Raw genomic sequence first — 14082 nt, forward strand, 5'->3', positions numbered from 1 at the left:
ACTGTACTGCATGAGCGAATCAGAAACGCCGATGGAGACGACAACCTGGCCAGAGCTCGCAATCGGACTCTACGACCGCCTGACCGGGCGCAACGCGGAAATAACGTACGACTTCGACGACATGGAAGTCGACGTCCCGAGCAAGGCCGGCGAGGACGCCGAGCACGCTCGCTGGCGAGTCGATGGCACGCTGACTATCACGACACGCGATAACGACTGACAGTGGTCACCACGGCGAAGGCGGTCGGCGATCTGTTCGACCAGGTCGAGCGAAAGCCGGACCTGCTCGTCGACGCCGACCTGACCGTCGAGCGCGACGGGGTCGCGTTCAGCGTCCGCGGGTACGACGACCTCGTCGCCGTCGACCTACCGTCTTTCGGGGCGGCGCTCACCCTCTGGCGGGACCGACCGGTCGAGGGAAGGGACGCCGCCGCGGCGCTGACTGCGGCCGGACTGACGGCTGAAATCCGCGTTCGTGGTGCGCCCGTGGCCCGCCTCGGCGCGGACGCCGTTCCGAGCTCGCTCGCGAAACGACTCGGTCTCGGGCCGATAGAACTGTTCCTCGACGGCACGCTTCTGGCGCTTACGCCACGGCGCGGATGAGGTCAAGCAGTTCGGACCGGTAGTCCGACGGCGTCCGCCGGAGCGCTTCCGGCGGATTCTCAATATCCAGCAGTGTCGCAATCGACCGGTCGGGATATGCGCCGGCAGCGATACGGAAGCCGTCGCCGTGCCAGACGCCGACCCAGCCGGTAATCGACAGCGTCGCGCCGGCCGCTTCGAGGTCGAGTTCGGCGCTGTAGGTCCGGAGCCGAGCGCGGTCGCCGCTGTCGACGCGGACTCGCTCGCTCCGCCCGCGTTCGACGGACTCGAACCCTCTGTCGGCCAGTTCGTCGGCGAAGGCCGACTGGGCCTCCGACCGGACCGTCGGGAGAATCACCGCCGGTCCGATGCCCGGCGCGAGCGGCGGGGTAAACGACAGTGCGGTCGCGAAGAAGAACCGCCACTGGTGGTCGAGCCCGACCGCGTCCCGGACGGCTTCGCGTGTCTCGGCGGCGTCGTACACCTTCGTTGCCCCCTCGACGCGGGCCGTCGGCAACTGAAAGACAGTTTCGACGCTCTCGTCGACGAGCTCCCAGCCGCCGTCGCGCAGCCGGTCCGCGGGAACGTCCGGGAACGCGGGGTCAGTGGGCACGGTCCGGCCTCAGTGGTCGTCCTCGCGCCACTTGTGTTCGCACTCGGTACAGGTGAAAAAGCGCGTCTCGGACTCGTCGGCCGCGCGGATCTGCTTCATCTCGTAGAAGGCTCGCTCGTTGCCACACTCGGGACAGCGAGCGCCCGTCGTCGGCCCCATGTCTTCGGCGTCGACCTCGGAGGTGTCGACGACTTCCGACTCCTCCTGGCCCTGCGTGGTGACGGCCATCTCCTGTTCGGTCTCGGCGTTTCGAGCCTTTTCGTAGCCGCAACTACCGCAGACCCAGCGCTCGTCGTCCGTTTTCATCATCGAACCGCATTCGTCGCAAAACTCCATTGTAGTACCACCGTTTGCCTGCCGACCGTGTTAAATACCCGGTTTCGCCCAGGCCGTTCTGTCGGTCCCCATCGCTGTGCAGTGCGGAAGCTTAGCAAAATCGGAGTGCCGACGGTATCAGTCGTTGCGAACCCACGCCGAACAGGGTTCCATGTCGTCCATGACCTCGCCGTGGAACGAACAGTACGGCTCGATATCGCCGTCCTGCATCACGTACTCGAAGTGCCGGCAGTTCCCGCAGTAGGTGTCCGGTTCGCCCTGGTGGACCGCCGTCTCGGTAATCGCGTCGTGCCCCGCCGTCGCCGTGCCACCGTCGGTCGATGTGGACCCTTCCGGGCCGGCCTCAGCTATTCTCGGGTCGAGCGCGTTCTCGGAGGGGCCGGTTTGCTCTGTTCCATGCGACGTGGTGTTTCGCTGACCGATGTTCGAGCCAGGGGTCGTCTGACGGTCCGACCGTCGCTCTGTCGCTGTGCCGCTGTCCGACCGTCGCTTGGACCGCGTGCTGCGGTCAGATTGCGTGTCCCCCGTCGGTTGCCGACGGCGGCTGTTGGCCGTGCGCGTAGTGCCCGAGCGCTGTCCGGTCCCGCCGTCGCTGACAGCGCCCTCGTCGGTCGCACTCGCTCGGTTCGTCTGCGTCTCGACTGTGCCGTCCGGGTCCTGCCCGAAAAACCCGATGCCGCCCAGTCCCGGCAGCGTCCGGGCTTCCTCGACGAGGCGAATCGTCCCTTCCTCGGTAACTTCCATGCGTGCCGTCCCACCGGGGTCGTTTCGCGTCTTGAACGTCGCAAGCGATGCAAACAGACACCAGAACGTCGTCACGATGCCAGCGAAGTAGACAACGCCGGTGAGCAGTGCCAGCAGCGGGTCGCTGCTGGTCCAGCTGTAGGGATACAGCGACCGGAACAGCACGACGCCGACTGTTGCGACGCCCGTGCCACCGAGGGCGGTCAGCCGGATTCGACGACTGGCCGGTAACACCGCGAACACGCCGAGGATGACCGACGGCAGCCCGAGCCCGGCGATGACGCCGGCGATTCGCCTGGCTGCATAGGCGTCCAGCCCGTATCTGTTTCCGATGCCGGTCGTTGCGAGCGCGATTGCCCCGACGAGTCCGGCAACACCAACGAGAAACAGGGCTGTCCCGACGAGTTGCTGGCGGCGCGATGCGACGCGCCCAACCTCCCCTTCGTACACGTCGGTGAGACTAGTCATGCAGTATACTACTGCTACATCCGATAAAACTACCCGTCAGACAGATGCATGACGCGGGCACGCGCGTGATTCACCAAGTGCGCGAGCCGTTCCGAAAGCACTAATCGGACCCACGGGAACAGTTCGGGTATGAGCGACGACGAAAGCGAGGACGCGGACGAGCAGGCTGTCGAACTCGGCGACGGACCCGACGTTGCCGGTGCGCCGCTGGCCCGCGTCTCGGCCCGGCTCACCTGGGGCATCGAACACAGCACCATCGTCAGCCGCGAAGGGGACACGACGATTCGGACGCCGGACGGCCCGCAGGAACTCGCAACGGTGCTCGAGGACGTCGATGTTCCGTACTTCGCCGACCGCCAGGAGTTCGAGAACGCGGTCCGGGACGTCATCGGGACCGGCCCCATCCCGACCGAGTGAGGGCGGGAGCGGACTTCTGTGGCACCAGCACGACCCATCCCAGTTACAACTGCTGTGATCTGTGCGGCGTGTGTTATCACCCCCTTATACTCGCGGTCCGATATCGCGTCGAACCACAGGCTTTGATACCGTCTGTTGCGGAGACAGCGTGTGTTCCACAGAAGTGGCCTCTCCTGGAAAGAGCGTGCCGCCTTCGCTGTCTGGGGACTCGGGGTATTCATCGTCCTCCGGACTCTGTACGACGCATTCGGCGTGGCAGGGCGAGAACTAGCTATCGCGGCTGGTGTCCTGGTTTTTGGCTCGTTCTACGGCGTCTTCATGCCAGTCTGGCGGCGATTCTCGGCGGAATGACTCACACGAAGAACCGGCGGGACAGACACAGCGGCGTCACCGTTCCGACGCAGTTGGATCCACTATCGTAACGCCACAACGCAACAGTTTGCTACCTGTTACCGCATATTTTCGAGCGCATACACCGTGTCGGAGATGAGCCATTCCGTCTCACAATCGGCGTGCTCGATACTGAGCGCGTTGAAGGTCTCTCGTCCGTCATCAACCGTTATTTCGAACGCTCGGCTACGAAGCGACTCGGGATGGGGACTCGGTGGGGACACACATCTCCATCATAGAGTGGGACCGATAAACGAGTCGATTCGCCGCGACAGGCCCATTACGCGCCGATTGGCCGCCGTCTGGCGATTGGTTATGAATCGCCCGACTCGCTCACTTCGGCTCTGCCGCGGCGCTTGCCGAACAGGTACGCGGCCACGACGAGTGCGAGGGGAACGACGAGAAACATCCCCATCGTGACGAGCATGACGACCATTTCAGTAGTACCGGGCATCCCGGGAAACAGGAGGAGGGCCATACGCCCCGTACATCCGCCTGTCTCAAAAGTCCAACTCAGGGTCCACTGTTTAGCGTCGGGCACGCAGACCGGAATCGCGTTCTACCACCGGCAGCCCCGCGTTAGACGTGTGGCTCCGGGAGCAGGTCGTCGAATGCCTGTCCGTCCAGCCATTCGCAGAGCCTGACGAGCTGTTCGGTCGCGGCCTCGAACATCTCCGCCCCCTTCTCGGCCGTGGCGTCGGTCTGGTCGCCGAGAACACCATTGCCGGTGTTATCAGCGGCATCGTAGAAGGTCCGCGAACCGTACTTCTTTGTCTCCGCCGCCTCGACGCTCGGAATCCCGCCGTCCCGTGCGTCTTCGAGGCGGTCGTCGTGAACCAGTTCGGCGCGCAAGTGTTGGATCATGGCCGTCTCCTTCGGCCCGCCGTGTGGCCCGTTCTGCTCGAACAGGTCGTCCACGAGGTCCGGAATGCTCTCGTCCCACATCCACTCGATGGCGTACAGCACTTCGTCGTCCCGGAGCCGCCGGCCGACCTCCCGGAGGTGCTCGACGTTCCCGCCGTGGGCGTTCACGTAGATGACCCGGTCGATGCCGTGGTACGCCAGGTTCCGGGTGAACGACTCGACGTAGTCGCGAAACACCGGCGCGTCGACCCACATCGTCCCGTTGAACTGTCTGTGATGGGGGCTCACGCCGACGTTGATGGTCGGGGTGCAGAGGTAGCCAGTCCTGTCGGCGGCTTCTCGGGCGAAGGCTTCCCCGATGAGATGGTCCGTCGCCAGTGGGAGATGCGGCCCGTGTTGCTCTGTCGACCCGAGCGGGACGAGCGCGAGCGACTCCGTCTCGAAATAGTCGCCGAGGTCCGGCCAGGTCTCGTCGGCAAGGTACATACCACTGCTGGTGACGGACGCGTCTTGAATCTGTGCTTCGCCACGGCCCCGCGGCGGGATTCAGGTAGCACGAAGGACTCAGTCGAACAGCTCGTAGACGCGAGCCTCGTACGGCGCGAGCGTCACCGTTTCCGGGTTCTGGTCGTCGTGGTCGTAATTGCACTCTCGCAGCGTCGCATCGGCGTACTCGACCGGCAGGTCGAAGGTTTCCGTCGCGTCGTCGAAGTGCAGGACGACGAGGACTTTCTCGGTTCCCGAGTCCGTCGACAACGACCGCGTGAAGGCGAAGACGGTTTCGTGGTCGGGGAGCAGGTCGGTGTAGTCCCCGTACACGAGCACGTCTCTGTCGGAGCGTAACTGGATGAGCCGCTGGTAGTAGCTGTAAACGGAATCCGCATCGGCTTGCTGGTCGGCGGCGTTGATCTCCCTGTAGTTCGAATTGACCTGAATCCAGGGGTCGCCGTCGGTGAACCCGGCGTTTTGCGAGTCGTCCCACTGCATCGGCGTTCGGGCGTTGTCGCGGGTCCGGTAGCCGACGACGTCTTTCACGTCCTCGTAGCCCTCGACGCCCTCCCGGTCGAGTAGCTCCCGCGCGTGGTTGATGGCGTCCACGTCGCGGAGGTCGTCCATCGTGTCCCAGTCGGCGTTAGTCATCCCGAGTTCCTGGCCCTGGTAGATGTAGGGCGTGCCACGGAGCGTGAGGAGGAACGTTCCGAGCAGCTTCGCGGATTCCCGGCGGTAGTTCTCGGTGTCGCCGTAGCGTGAGACGCTCCGCGGCTGGTCGTGGTTCTCCCAGTACAGCGTGTTCCAGCCGTCCGCCGCCAGCCCGTCCTGCCAGCGGTCGACGATACGCTTCAGCTCCGGCAGGCTCCAGTCGCCGACCGACCACCGCTCGCCGTCAGCGTAATCCAGTTTCGTGTGCTGGAAGTGAAACGCCATGTCCAGCGGGCCGTCCGCGCCGGCGTACTCGCGGGCCGACTCGACGGTGAGCTGTGGCATCTCCCCGACGGTCATCACGTCGTAGTTCGACAGCACCTCGTCGTCCATTGCGTCGAGATACGACAGCATCTCCGGCCCGTCGATGAACTGTTCGGACCCGACCCACTCGCTGTCCGGATCGCCGTCGGGCAGCCCCTCGACTTTCGACAGGAGATTGATGACGTCCATCCGGAAGCCGTCGATGCCCTTCTCCAGCCACCACTCGATAGTGTCGAAGACGTCCTGTCGGACGGCGTCGTTGCGCCAGTTCAGGTCCGGCTGTGAGGTGTCGTACAGGTGGAGGAAGTACTCGCCGCGCTCCTCGTCGTACTCCCAGGCGGAGCCCCCGAAGAAGGACTCCCAGTTGTTCGGTGGCGCGGGCTCGCCGTCCTCGTCTGTTCCGCCCTCGCGCCAGATGTAGTAGTCGTCGTACTCCGGGTCGCGCTGGCGGGACTTCCGGAACCACTCGTGTTGGTCCGAGGTGTGATTGACGACGAGATCCATGACGAGCCGCATGTCCCGGTCGTGGACCTCCTCAAGTAGCGCTTCCCAGTCGGCCATCGTCCCGAACTCGTCGTAGATGGCCTGATAATCGCTGATGTCGTAACCGTTGTCCTTCTGCGGGGAGTCGTACACCGGGTTGAGCCAGATGATGTCAACGCCGAGGTCGGCGACGTAGTCCAGGCGCTCGATGATGCCCTGTAAGTCGCCGACGCCATCACCGTCGCTATCGTTGAAGCTCCGGGGATAGATCTGGTAGACGACTGCCTCCTTCCACCAGGCGCGCTCTGCGGTCATACAGAGGGGTAGCCTGACGCGTTGCTTAAATCCACGGGTTCATACAACGCCTGTTGTAAACTTTTAACTCGCCGGCTAGAGACGGCTGCAGTACCGCTACAGTTCCAGCACCGTGTGTCGCGGCAGTTCGAGGTCGTAGCCGACTGCCGAGACCGTCTCGGTTGGCCAGTCGCCGGTCGCTGACAGCAGTTCGATATCGTCGGCCGAGACGAGATAGGTATCCTCGCTCTTCGCGCCGTCGATAGTCGGGTTCCACGCGTACCCATGTGGCAACGCGACCTCGCCCTCATGTCCAGGCGTGGCGATCCACTCACGGCCGGCGAAGCCCGTTGCGCCGCCCTGATGATGGTTCTGCCACTCACCCTCCCAGCCGACCGCGGCGTAGGCGTCCTGAATCGCGTCGAACACGTCGCCCGCTGTGCCGCCACCCTGACCGGCCGCCTGTGTCGCGGCCAGCGCAGTGGTCTCGACGCGGGCGGCCTTGTGGGTTCGCTCCATGAGCCACTCCGGCGGGTCGAACGCGACCGCTCGGGTGGCGCTGACGTGGAGACCGTCCCGCTGGACGGTCACCGATATGAGCGCGTAGTCGCCGAGTTCAGTTTCGGTCGAGGTGTAATGGCGGTAGGATTGTGCCCGCTCGGCACTGCCGACGAGTACGACGGGCGTAGCGATGCCTCGGCCTTCGAGTTTCTGTCGGAGCACGGCGGTCACATCGAGTTCGGTGTGGGACGGCTCGACGTTCCGCGCGACTGCTTCGACTGCTTCAGCCGTGTCTCGCGCGAGGTCACGACACTGCTCTATCTGGGCCTCGGTCAGTGGCTGTCGGAGCTGTGTGGCGTCGACTGATTCGAAGCCGGGGACGTCGAAGTCCGCCGCCGCCGGGGTCGGGCTCGCTTCGGCGACAGCCTCGGCCAGCGACTGTGCGTGCCAGTCGAACGTTTCGACGGCCACATCGCTTTCGAGTTCCTCGTCACGTAGCCGCGGCGCTTCGATGTTGTCGGCAACGACCCGTACCTCGTCGCCGTCGTAGCCCGCGGCGGCGACGCCGATGTCGCCCTCCCGGTCGACGACGTTGTCGCCGCCTCCCGTAAGCCACGCGAAGGAGTTCGGTCGGGCGAACCAGACGGCTTCGAGTCCCGCTGCCCGGCGGTACTGGTCGAGACGGTCTGTAAGCGTCATACCCTGACATCCCTCCGGCCCCCAGTAAAAACCAGGGACAACACGCGGCGACAGGACCGGCGCCACAGGTCTCGCACAGCGGCAACTACGACACACACCGTTCGCTACTATCGCGCCCGACACCGCTCCTGATACTGCTGGCTGTAACTATTTCAAGAGATTCGCCACCCCGAAGTGGTGATATTCGTCACAGACGTACAGCCGGCAGTATGACTCACTCGGCGATGCCGCTGTCAGGGTCCCGGGACTGCAGCAGCGAGTACATGACCGACTGGAAGGCGTCGCTGTCGACGGACTCCACGACGTGGGTGTTCGGTTCGCCGTCAGTCACGCCGTTGACGTCGACGCTGGTGTACCCGCGGGTGAGTCCGTCGCGGTCGTCCACCGCGACGTGATACGTCGACACCTCCTCGCGGAGTTCCGGGTACGCCAGCAACGCGGCGGTGACGCTGTCCGGGAGTGCCGTCCATCCGGAATCGTCGGGGCCTTCGCTGTTGAACGCCCGGGCCTGCTCGGTTACCGACTCGAAGAACGACGCCAGTTCAGTGTCGAACGCCGACACCGCCTCGAACTCGGAGGAGCCAAACACTGCGTCTCGAAGACACACGCCCCAGTCGACGAGCGTCACCTCGAAGGCGTCGAACACGCGTTTGGCAGCGTCGGGGTCGACCCACAGATTGAATTCCGCGGCAGGAGTGACGTTCCCCTCACAGTTGACGTTCCCGCCCATCACCCACACCTCATCGACAAGCTCCGGAAGTTCAGGCTCGCGGGCGTACGCCAGCGCCAGATTGGTCAGCGGTCCGATACAGAGCAGTGTGATTTCACCCGGGGCCGCTCGACAGCGGTCGACGATCTCGTCGGGGCCAAACCCTGCCGCCGACTCGATACCGGTGTCGGGGAACACGTCCCCGCCGAGGCCGTCCTCGCCGTGAATGTCCGTCGCGTGTTCGAACTCCTTGAGTAGCGGCTGTCTCGCCCCTTCGTAGACGGGTACGTCGAGAGAATCGGCGAGATCGAGCGTGTATTTCGCGTTCTCGACCTCTCTGTCGAAGGGCACGTTGCCGGCGACGATTGTGACTGCCTCGACGGTAACTCGATCACTGAGACAGGACAGCAAAATTGCCTGTGTGTCGTCGCCCGCGGTGTCCGTGTCGATGATGACGCGTCGCATACGCCCTCGTCGTATGGCACATATAAATCGTTCCGGGCCACAACTGCGTGCCACAGTTGTCTGTGCGACACTCGATAGCGGTGGGTGAACGGCCAGCTGCTACGATACTGCAGACCGCCGGGGTTACACCATTTCGAGGCGGTGGCCGCTGTCGTCACCGAGCGATTCGTACACGATGCGTGCGGCAGCGATGTCCTGAATCGCGAGCCCGGTCGAGTCGAAGACGGTAATCCCGGACAGGTCCTCGCGGCCCGGCGCGTTCCCGACGACGATCTCGCCGAGTTCGGCGTCGATATCCGACTCGTCGATTTCACCCGTGCTCCAGGGGACGTTTATCTCGCCGGAGTGGGTCGTCTGCTCGAAGTCGTCGATGACGAGGGTCGCCTCGCGGATGACCTCCGTGTGGAGTTCCTGCTTCCCTTCGGCGTCGGCACCCATGGCGTTGACGTGGGTGTGTTCCCCAAGGTCCTCAAGCGTGACGATGGGGTCTTCGACCGGCGTCACGGTCGAGAGAACATCACACTGGGCCGCCTCGGAAATCGTGCCGGCTCGCACGTCGAACTCGTCGCCGAAGGTGTCGATGAACCGCTGGACGCGGTCGTCGTCGAGGTCGCTGACGACGACGGATTCAATCGGTCGTACCTGCGAGATGGCCTCCAGTTGCGTGTAGGACTGGACGCCGGCACCGATGATGCCCAGCGAGGACGCGTCCTCGACGGCGAGGTGGTCCGTCGCCACGGCGGCGGCCGCGCCGGTTCGCTTCATCGTCAGCGTCGTGGCGTCCATCACGGCAAGCGGGAAGCCGCTCTCGGGGTCCGTGTACACGAGCGTCCCCATCACGGTCGGCAGGTCGAACTCGTCGGGGTTGTCCGGGTGAACATTCACCCACTTGATGCCCGACGCTTCCCAGTCGTCCGTTTCGAGGTAGGCCGGCATCGACCGGAAGTCCCCGTTGTGCTGTGGCAGGTCGATGTAGGACTTCGGCGGCATCTGCGCCGTGTCGTTTTCGTATGCGGCGAACGCGGCCTCGATGGCCGGCACGAGGTCCGCCATCTCGACGGCCGCCTCGATGTCCGTACTGGGGACGATAGTCGTCTGGTTGTCCTGTCGTGCTGTCGAATATAGTGAGTTGCTCATAGTGGTTCGAATCTGTGATATCGGTTTATTCGATCGCGCTATACTGATTCAATGTCCGTCTCGGCGCTCGTTGGCAATCCTAGAACGACCCCTGAGACAGCGTTTTGAGGTGGGTGAGACGGCCGCGGTGCTCCGCGTCGTCGAACGACTCGACCTTCGCGAGGACGCGACAGCCGACGATGTCTGTCTCGCCGTTCTCGAAGTGGAGACGGGTTTCGCCGACCTGTGCGACCAGCTCGCCGGATTCCTCGTCGAGTTCCGTGACGTACACCTCGATCTCCTCGCCCGCCGCGAACGTCGGCGTGGTCGTCCTGAAGGACATCCCAGTGAGGAATTTACTGAATATGCTCATAGACGGGTCACATCCTTGGATTTGCGGTCAGTGGTGTATTCGAGCCCGAAGCCGGTCAGTGCGGAGAGCAGGAACACACCGAACAGGAACCAGCCGTGGAAGACGTACGGCCACACCTGCACGGGGTTGACGACCATCGCACTGGTGAACCACTCGTACTGGTTCGGGAGGCCTTGCAGCGTCGCGAAGCCGATGAGCACGCCGCCGCCCCACGGGAAGATGTACCCGAGCGCCGAGGTGTTCGCGTCGAGGATATTCGCTCGACGGTAGCTGTTGATGTTGTACCGCTGGCCGATGCGGGCGATGTACGGCGCGATCGCGATCTCTGCGGCCGTGTTGATCGTGATCATCGAGTTGACGAGGGCAGTGCCGACCACCATCGTCGTTTCGGCCTTGCGAACGCCCGTTGCGACGTTTTCGAGGAGCCACTCCTGGATCGCCTCGAAGCCACCGCCACGGATCATGATCTCTGACCCGGCGACGATGAGCAACACGAGAACGATTAGCGGGAAGAACCCGGCTGCACCGTTGTAGATCGACCCGGTGACGCCAGCGTTTTGCGGCGCGACCACTTCCGCGATGGGAAGTGAGCCAGCCCAGCTTGCGGCCGAAGACGTTTCCGGGACCTTGAACAGCAACACGGCACTCAGCGGTGCGAGACCGAAGACGATGTTGAAGGCAACGGCGACGACGAGGCCCCACGAGATCGCCTCGACGATGTGTCGGCCCATGACTGCCGTCACAATGACGACGAGCATGGAAATGAGATGCAACAGTCCCGCCGGCTCGCTGTTCTGGACGAACAGGTCCTGTGCCTGCTGGGAGATGTCCAGCCCGGGCATCGCGTTCCCGGCGAAAACGTACGCCGCGAGCGCCAACACCGCAGCGATGATGGCGTACTTGAACCGCGAGGCGACGACGCCGCCGATGTCGGCGTCCTGTGTCACCGCACTCACGATTGTCGTATCACTGACCGGTGCCAGGTTGTCGCCGAAGACAGCCCCTGAGAGAATTGCTCCGAACAACAACACCGGATTCGCACCGAGCAGGATGCCGGCCGGGAAGAACAGCGCCGAGAAGGCGACTGCCGCGCCGTACCCGGTGCCGATACCGGTCGTGAAAAGCGCAGCGAGGATGAAGGTGGCGGCGGGGAACAGCGCGCCCCCGACTTCGGCCGCGTTCGCTGCCCAGACGAGTCCGCCGACGAAGCCACCTGCCTGCAGCGTGTTCGAGAACATCCCTGCCCAGAGCCACGCGACGACTGCCGTCGCGGCGACCCGCTTTGTCATCCCATCGAAGATGGTGTTCGCGTAGTTCTTCCAGTCTCCCTTGGCGAAGAACATCCCGACGATGAGCGCCACGAGCATCCCTGCGACGAGTCCAGTCGTGTCCCCGATACCGAACAGGCCACTCTGGACAATTGCCCACAGGATAAACAACCCTATGGGAATGACGCTCATCCACCGTCCGCCGTAGAACTCGATTGCTTCGACGTCCGGACCAGAGATCTCCTCGATCTCTGTCCCATCGCCACTATCCGTGTCTGACATGCATTCTGTGCCTCGTCAGATACACACGCAAAAGATCATGATAATAACTATCTCTCCGGTAACAAATCACGGGAGCCGCCTCTGGTGAAGTCTTGTCTCGTTCCGGCCGCTGTAGCTATATAAAAGTCCACTTCTATTGGATCCGGGACAGCGTCCTGACCTTATATATCGCACAAATCCCGGAAGACGGACTAATTTCGGGCGTGAGATTGTAAAATATACCTATGGGTAATCACACTCTCAGTAGCTATCACATCTACACATAATATCCACCGAACCAGTTCCACTATGTCCGGACCTTTTTATATCACTATCAAGTCCACAGTGGTATGGACAGCTCTAGCGGTCGTCGTCTCCAGACGACCGAAACCTCCCTTGCGATCATCGATGCGGTAAACGAGCTGGGGGAGGCTCGAATGAGTGAGCTTGCGGACCGGCTGGACCTCTCGACGAGTACCATTCACGTTCACCTCAAGACACTCCTAGATCAGGAGTATCTGGTCAAACGAGGCGAGCAGTACCGACTCGGTATGAAGCTGTTCCACCTCGGAGAGGGCGCTCGGACCCGAAACGAGTGGTACGAGGTCGCCCGTCGCAAAACACACGAACTCGCCGATAGCTGTGGCGAGGAGGTCACGTTCGCCGTCGAGGAGTACGGGCGTGCGATAACGCTGTTCAACGTCGTCGCTAACGTCCCGTCGAAAGGGTTCCAGGTGGGCCGGTACTACTACCTGCACAACTCGGCAGTCGGCAAGGCGATTCTCGCCGCGTTGCCGGAGACCCGAGTCAACGAGATTCTCGACCGGTGGGGGCTGCCAGCCGAGACAGAGTATACTGTCACGGACCGGGAAACCCTCATGGAAGACATCGAACGCACGAACGAGCGCGGCTATTCGGTGAACGATCAGGAAGCGGTCGAGGGGCTTCGCTCGGTCGGCGTACCGGTCACCGCCCCACACGGCGGCGTCCTCGGCGCACTGGACATCTCCGGCCCGCTGTATCGGCTGCCGCCGAACGAAGAACTCGCGTCGATGCTGCAAGACGTTGTCGAGGAGTTGGAGTCAGAACTCGGAGTGGAATAGGCATTCGGTTGCGCTCGCGGTCCCGGAGGCGTTCAGCCGCGCTTGGGGTCACAAATGCTGAACAGGGACCGGGACGCTGGCTCTGACAGTACGGACCCGGCAAGGCGAAGCATGGATCGACGCCGTACCGTCGTCAGTACCGGCCAGCGTCTCTCGGGCCGAGAAGCGTGGCCTCGACTTTCCGGAGGTGTTCATGGAACGTCGTCTTCGCGATATCGAGTTCGTCGGCCAACTCGCTCCCGCTTACCGCCCTCGGGTAGTCGTAATAGCCGCGTTTGCGGGCCAGTTCGAACACTTCGCGCTGCTTGTCGGAAAGCTGCCGGACAGCCAATCCATCGCGTTCTCTGCTTCCGGTGGTCGCCGACGTGATCTGTGTGATGGTGATTGTTGCGTCTTTCTGTGCACACACGGCGTCGAGTTTCTCCTGTATCGTCGCCCGCGATTCGTCGATGGCGACCGTCCAGTACTCGGTCCCGTTGCGGATTCGAATCGGCTCCTGGTTCATGAACCCGTGTGAGACCAGCGCGTCGTGGATGCTCTCCTCGGGGCCGTACTCGACGAGCAGCGTGCTCGTCGCTTTGTTTACCGGTGCGGATATGCCGCCGAAGCTGCGACGGGTATCCATCTCTGTGACTGTCTCGGTGTGGTCGGACGCCCGAGTCGCCGCGACGAGTGCGTCGACCGCGTCCGCCGACTCCGCGTATGCGACGACGTGGGCCTTGACCTTCTCGTCGACCAGATACGCGGCGTTGACCAGCAGTCTGGCCGAGGTGGCCGCCGTCACCTCCCGCATCCAGCAGTCGGGATGCTCCAGTTCGAGTGTCAGCTGGAGACCGCCACTGGCCGAGTTAGCGGTCGCATCGGAGCCGTCAGCGCCCATCGTTCTCTCCGGGTCCTGAGACGTGACTGTGCTTGGTTGCGTTTGCTTTCAC

The 14082-nt window shown here is 63.3% G+C and carries 18 protein-coding genes; 5 read left to right on the forward strand and 13 right to left on the reverse strand.

The window, feature by feature from the left end; genetic code table 11:
• The first annotated feature begins 10 nt into the window (after nt 1-10).
• Nucleotides 11-220, forward strand: a complete 210-nt coding sequence (locus tag ACNO8S_RS04355; protein WP_014039877.1) for a hypothetical protein — start codon at nt 11-13, stop codon at nt 218-220.
• A gap of 2 nt (nt 221-222) precedes the next feature.
• On the forward strand, nt 223-603 hold the full coding sequence (locus ACNO8S_RS04360; RefSeq protein ID WP_420182540.1) for a hypothetical protein: 381 nt from the start codon (nt 223-225) through the stop codon (nt 601-603).
• On the opposite strand, the gene ACNO8S_RS04365 is transcribed toward ACNO8S_RS04360, so the two are convergent.
• From ACNO8S_RS04365 to ACNO8S_RS04375, 3 genes are all read right to left on the reverse strand, one after another.
• Nucleotides 584-1195 (reverse strand): hypothetical protein, encoded by a 612-nt coding sequence (locus ACNO8S_RS04365; RefSeq protein ID WP_420182541.1) that lies wholly within the window; start codon nt 1193-1195, stop codon nt 584-586. The two genes, ACNO8S_RS04360 and ACNO8S_RS04365, sit on opposite strands and share 20 nt — an antisense overlap.
• A gap of 9 nt (nt 1196-1204) precedes the next feature.
• Nucleotides 1205-1531: a transcription factor S gene (locus ACNO8S_RS04370; RefSeq protein WP_005535365.1), complete on the reverse strand. Its 327-nt coding sequence runs from the start codon at nt 1529-1531 to the stop codon at nt 1205-1207.
• A gap of 117 nt (nt 1532-1648) precedes the next feature.
• Complete coding sequence (locus ACNO8S_RS04375) at nt 1649-2743, reverse strand: DUF7139 domain-containing protein (RefSeq protein WP_420182542.1); 1095 nt, start codon at nt 2741-2743, stop codon at nt 1649-1651.
• Nucleotides 2744-2872: 129 nt separating this feature from the next.
• On the opposite strand from ACNO8S_RS04375, the gene ACNO8S_RS04380 reads away from it, so the two are divergent.
• Together ACNO8S_RS04380 and ACNO8S_RS04385 are read left to right on the forward strand one after the other, a co-directional pair.
• On the forward strand, nt 2873-3160 hold the full coding sequence (locus ACNO8S_RS04380) for a DUF5789 family protein (RefSeq protein WP_420182543.1): 288 nt from the start codon (nt 2873-2875) through the stop codon (nt 3158-3160).
• Nucleotides 3161-3310: 150 nt separating this feature from the next.
• Nucleotides 3311-3511: a hypothetical protein gene (locus ACNO8S_RS04385; protein WP_146417442.1), complete on the forward strand. Its 201-nt coding sequence runs from the start codon at nt 3311-3313 to the stop codon at nt 3509-3511.
• A gap of 98 nt (nt 3512-3609) precedes the next feature.
• Here the strand turns inward: ACNO8S_RS04385 and ACNO8S_RS04390 are convergent, their stop codons facing one another.
• The 9 genes from ACNO8S_RS04390 to ACNO8S_RS04430 all read right to left on the reverse strand — a co-directional run bounded on the left by ACNO8S_RS04390 (nt 3610) and on the right by ACNO8S_RS04430 (nt 12068).
• The gene (locus ACNO8S_RS04390; RefSeq protein ID WP_023843175.1) at nt 3610-3774 is read right to left on the reverse strand and encodes a hypothetical protein; all 165 of its coding nucleotides are present in this window, start codon (nt 3772-3774) and stop codon (nt 3610-3612) included.
• Nucleotides 3775-3863: 89 nt separating this feature from the next.
• Nucleotides 3864-4028, reverse strand: a complete 165-nt coding sequence (locus ACNO8S_RS04395) for a hypothetical protein (protein ID WP_165353747.1) — start codon at nt 4026-4028, stop codon at nt 3864-3866.
• Nucleotides 4029-4129: 101 nt separating this feature from the next.
• The gene (locus ACNO8S_RS04400; protein WP_014039884.1) at nt 4130-4900 is read right to left on the reverse strand and encodes a creatininase family protein; all 771 of its coding nucleotides are present in this window, start codon (nt 4898-4900) and stop codon (nt 4130-4132) included.
• A gap of 78 nt (nt 4901-4978) precedes the next feature.
• The gene (locus ACNO8S_RS04405; protein WP_420182544.1) at nt 4979-6676 is read right to left on the reverse strand and encodes a glycoside hydrolase family 13 protein; all 1698 of its coding nucleotides are present in this window, start codon (nt 6674-6676) and stop codon (nt 4979-4981) included.
• A gap of 96 nt (nt 6677-6772) precedes the next feature.
• Nucleotides 6773-7855, reverse strand: coding sequence for a M24 family metallopeptidase (locus ACNO8S_RS04410; protein WP_420182545.1), 1083 nt, complete (start codon nt 7853-7855; stop codon nt 6773-6775).
• Between the two features lie 214 nt (nt 7856-8069).
• Complete coding sequence (locus tag ACNO8S_RS04415) at nt 8070-9029, reverse strand: nucleoside hydrolase (protein WP_420182546.1); 960 nt, start codon at nt 9027-9029, stop codon at nt 8070-8072.
• A 123-nt stretch (nt 9030-9152) separates the two neighbouring features.
• On the reverse strand, nt 9153-10166 hold the full coding sequence (locus ACNO8S_RS04420; RefSeq protein ID WP_064288415.1) for an ornithine cyclodeaminase family protein: 1014 nt from the start codon (nt 10164-10166) through the stop codon (nt 9153-9155).
• Between the two features lie 79 nt (nt 10167-10245).
• Complete coding sequence (locus tag ACNO8S_RS04425) at nt 10246-10518, reverse strand: DUF7513 family protein (RefSeq protein WP_050037749.1); 273 nt, start codon at nt 10516-10518, stop codon at nt 10246-10248.
• Nucleotides 10515-12068, reverse strand: a complete 1554-nt coding sequence (locus ACNO8S_RS04430; protein ID WP_014039890.1) for a Na+/H+ antiporter NhaC family protein — start codon at nt 12066-12068, stop codon at nt 10515-10517. The genes ACNO8S_RS04425 and ACNO8S_RS04430 overlap by 4 nt, the downstream gene beginning before the upstream one ends.
• A 329-nt stretch (nt 12069-12397) precedes the next feature.
• Between ACNO8S_RS04430 and ACNO8S_RS04435 the strand changes: the two genes are divergently transcribed.
• Nucleotides 12398-13150, forward strand: coding sequence for an IclR family transcriptional regulator (locus ACNO8S_RS04435; RefSeq protein WP_014039891.1), 753 nt, complete (start codon nt 12398-12400; stop codon nt 13148-13150).
• Nucleotides 13151-13283: 133 nt separating this feature from the next.
• Here the strand turns inward: ACNO8S_RS04435 and ACNO8S_RS04440 are convergent, their stop codons facing one another.
• A complete protein-coding gene (locus tag ACNO8S_RS04440) occupies nt 13284-14030 on the reverse strand; it encodes a helix-turn-helix domain-containing protein (protein WP_050037751.1) in 747 nt (248 codons plus the stop codon).
• Between the last annotated feature and the right edge of the window lie 52 nt (nt 14031-14082).

It is taken from the genome of Haloarcula sp. KBTZ06 (assembly GCF_048595605.1).
Lineage (GTDB): Archaea > Halobacteriota > Halobacteria > Halobacteriales > Haloarculaceae > Haloarcula > Haloarcula hispanica.

Excerpts from the sequence above, each read along its gene's own strand:
- ACNO8S_RS04355 (WP_014039877.1), top strand. The coding sequence starts at position 11 with ATGAGCGAATCAGAAACGCCGATGGAGACGACAACCTGGCCAGAGCTC.
- ACNO8S_RS04370 (WP_005535365.1), bottom strand. The coding sequence starts at position 1,531 with ATGGAGTTTTGCGACGAATGCGGTTCGATGATGAAAACGGACGACGAG.
- ACNO8S_RS04375 (WP_420182542.1), bottom strand. The coding sequence starts at position 2,743 with ATGACTAGTCTCACCGACGTGTACGAAGGGGAGGTTGGGCGCGTCGCA.
- ACNO8S_RS04380 (WP_420182543.1), top strand. The coding sequence starts at position 2,873 with ATGAGCGACGACGAAAGCGAGGACGCGGACGAGCAGGCTGTCGAACTC.
- ACNO8S_RS04395 (WP_165353747.1), bottom strand. The coding sequence starts at position 4,028 with ATGGCCCTCCTCCTGTTTCCCGGGATGCCCGGTACTACTGAAATGGTC.
- ACNO8S_RS04400 (WP_014039884.1), bottom strand. The coding sequence starts at position 4,900 with ATGTACCTTGCCGACGAGACCTGGCCGGACCTCGGCGACTATTTCGAG.
- ACNO8S_RS04405 (WP_420182544.1), bottom strand. The coding sequence starts at position 6,676 with ATGACCGCAGAGCGCGCCTGGTGGAAGGAGGCAGTCGTCTACCAGATC.
- ACNO8S_RS04410 (WP_420182545.1), bottom strand. The coding sequence starts at position 7,855 with ATGACGCTTACAGACCGTCTCGACCAGTACCGCCGGGCAGCGGGACTC.
- ACNO8S_RS04415 (WP_420182546.1), bottom strand. The coding sequence starts at position 9,029 with ATGCGACGCGTCATCATCGACACGGACACCGCGGGCGACGACACACAG.
- ACNO8S_RS04420 (WP_064288415.1), bottom strand. The coding sequence starts at position 10,166 with ATGAGCAACTCACTATATTCGACAGCACGACAGGACAACCAGACGACT.
- ACNO8S_RS04425 (WP_050037749.1), bottom strand. The coding sequence starts at position 10,518 with ATGAGCATATTCAGTAAATTCCTCACTGGGATGTCCTTCAGGACGACC.
- ACNO8S_RS04430 (WP_014039890.1), bottom strand. The coding sequence starts at position 12,068 with ATGTCAGACACGGATAGTGGCGATGGGACAGAGATCGAGGAGATCTCT.
- ACNO8S_RS04435 (WP_014039891.1), top strand. The coding sequence starts at position 12,398 with ATGGACAGCTCTAGCGGTCGTCGTCTCCAGACGACCGAAACCTCCCTT.
- ACNO8S_RS04440 (WP_050037751.1), bottom strand. The coding sequence starts at position 14,030 with ATGGGCGCTGACGGCTCCGATGCGACCGCTAACTCGGCCAGTGGCGGT.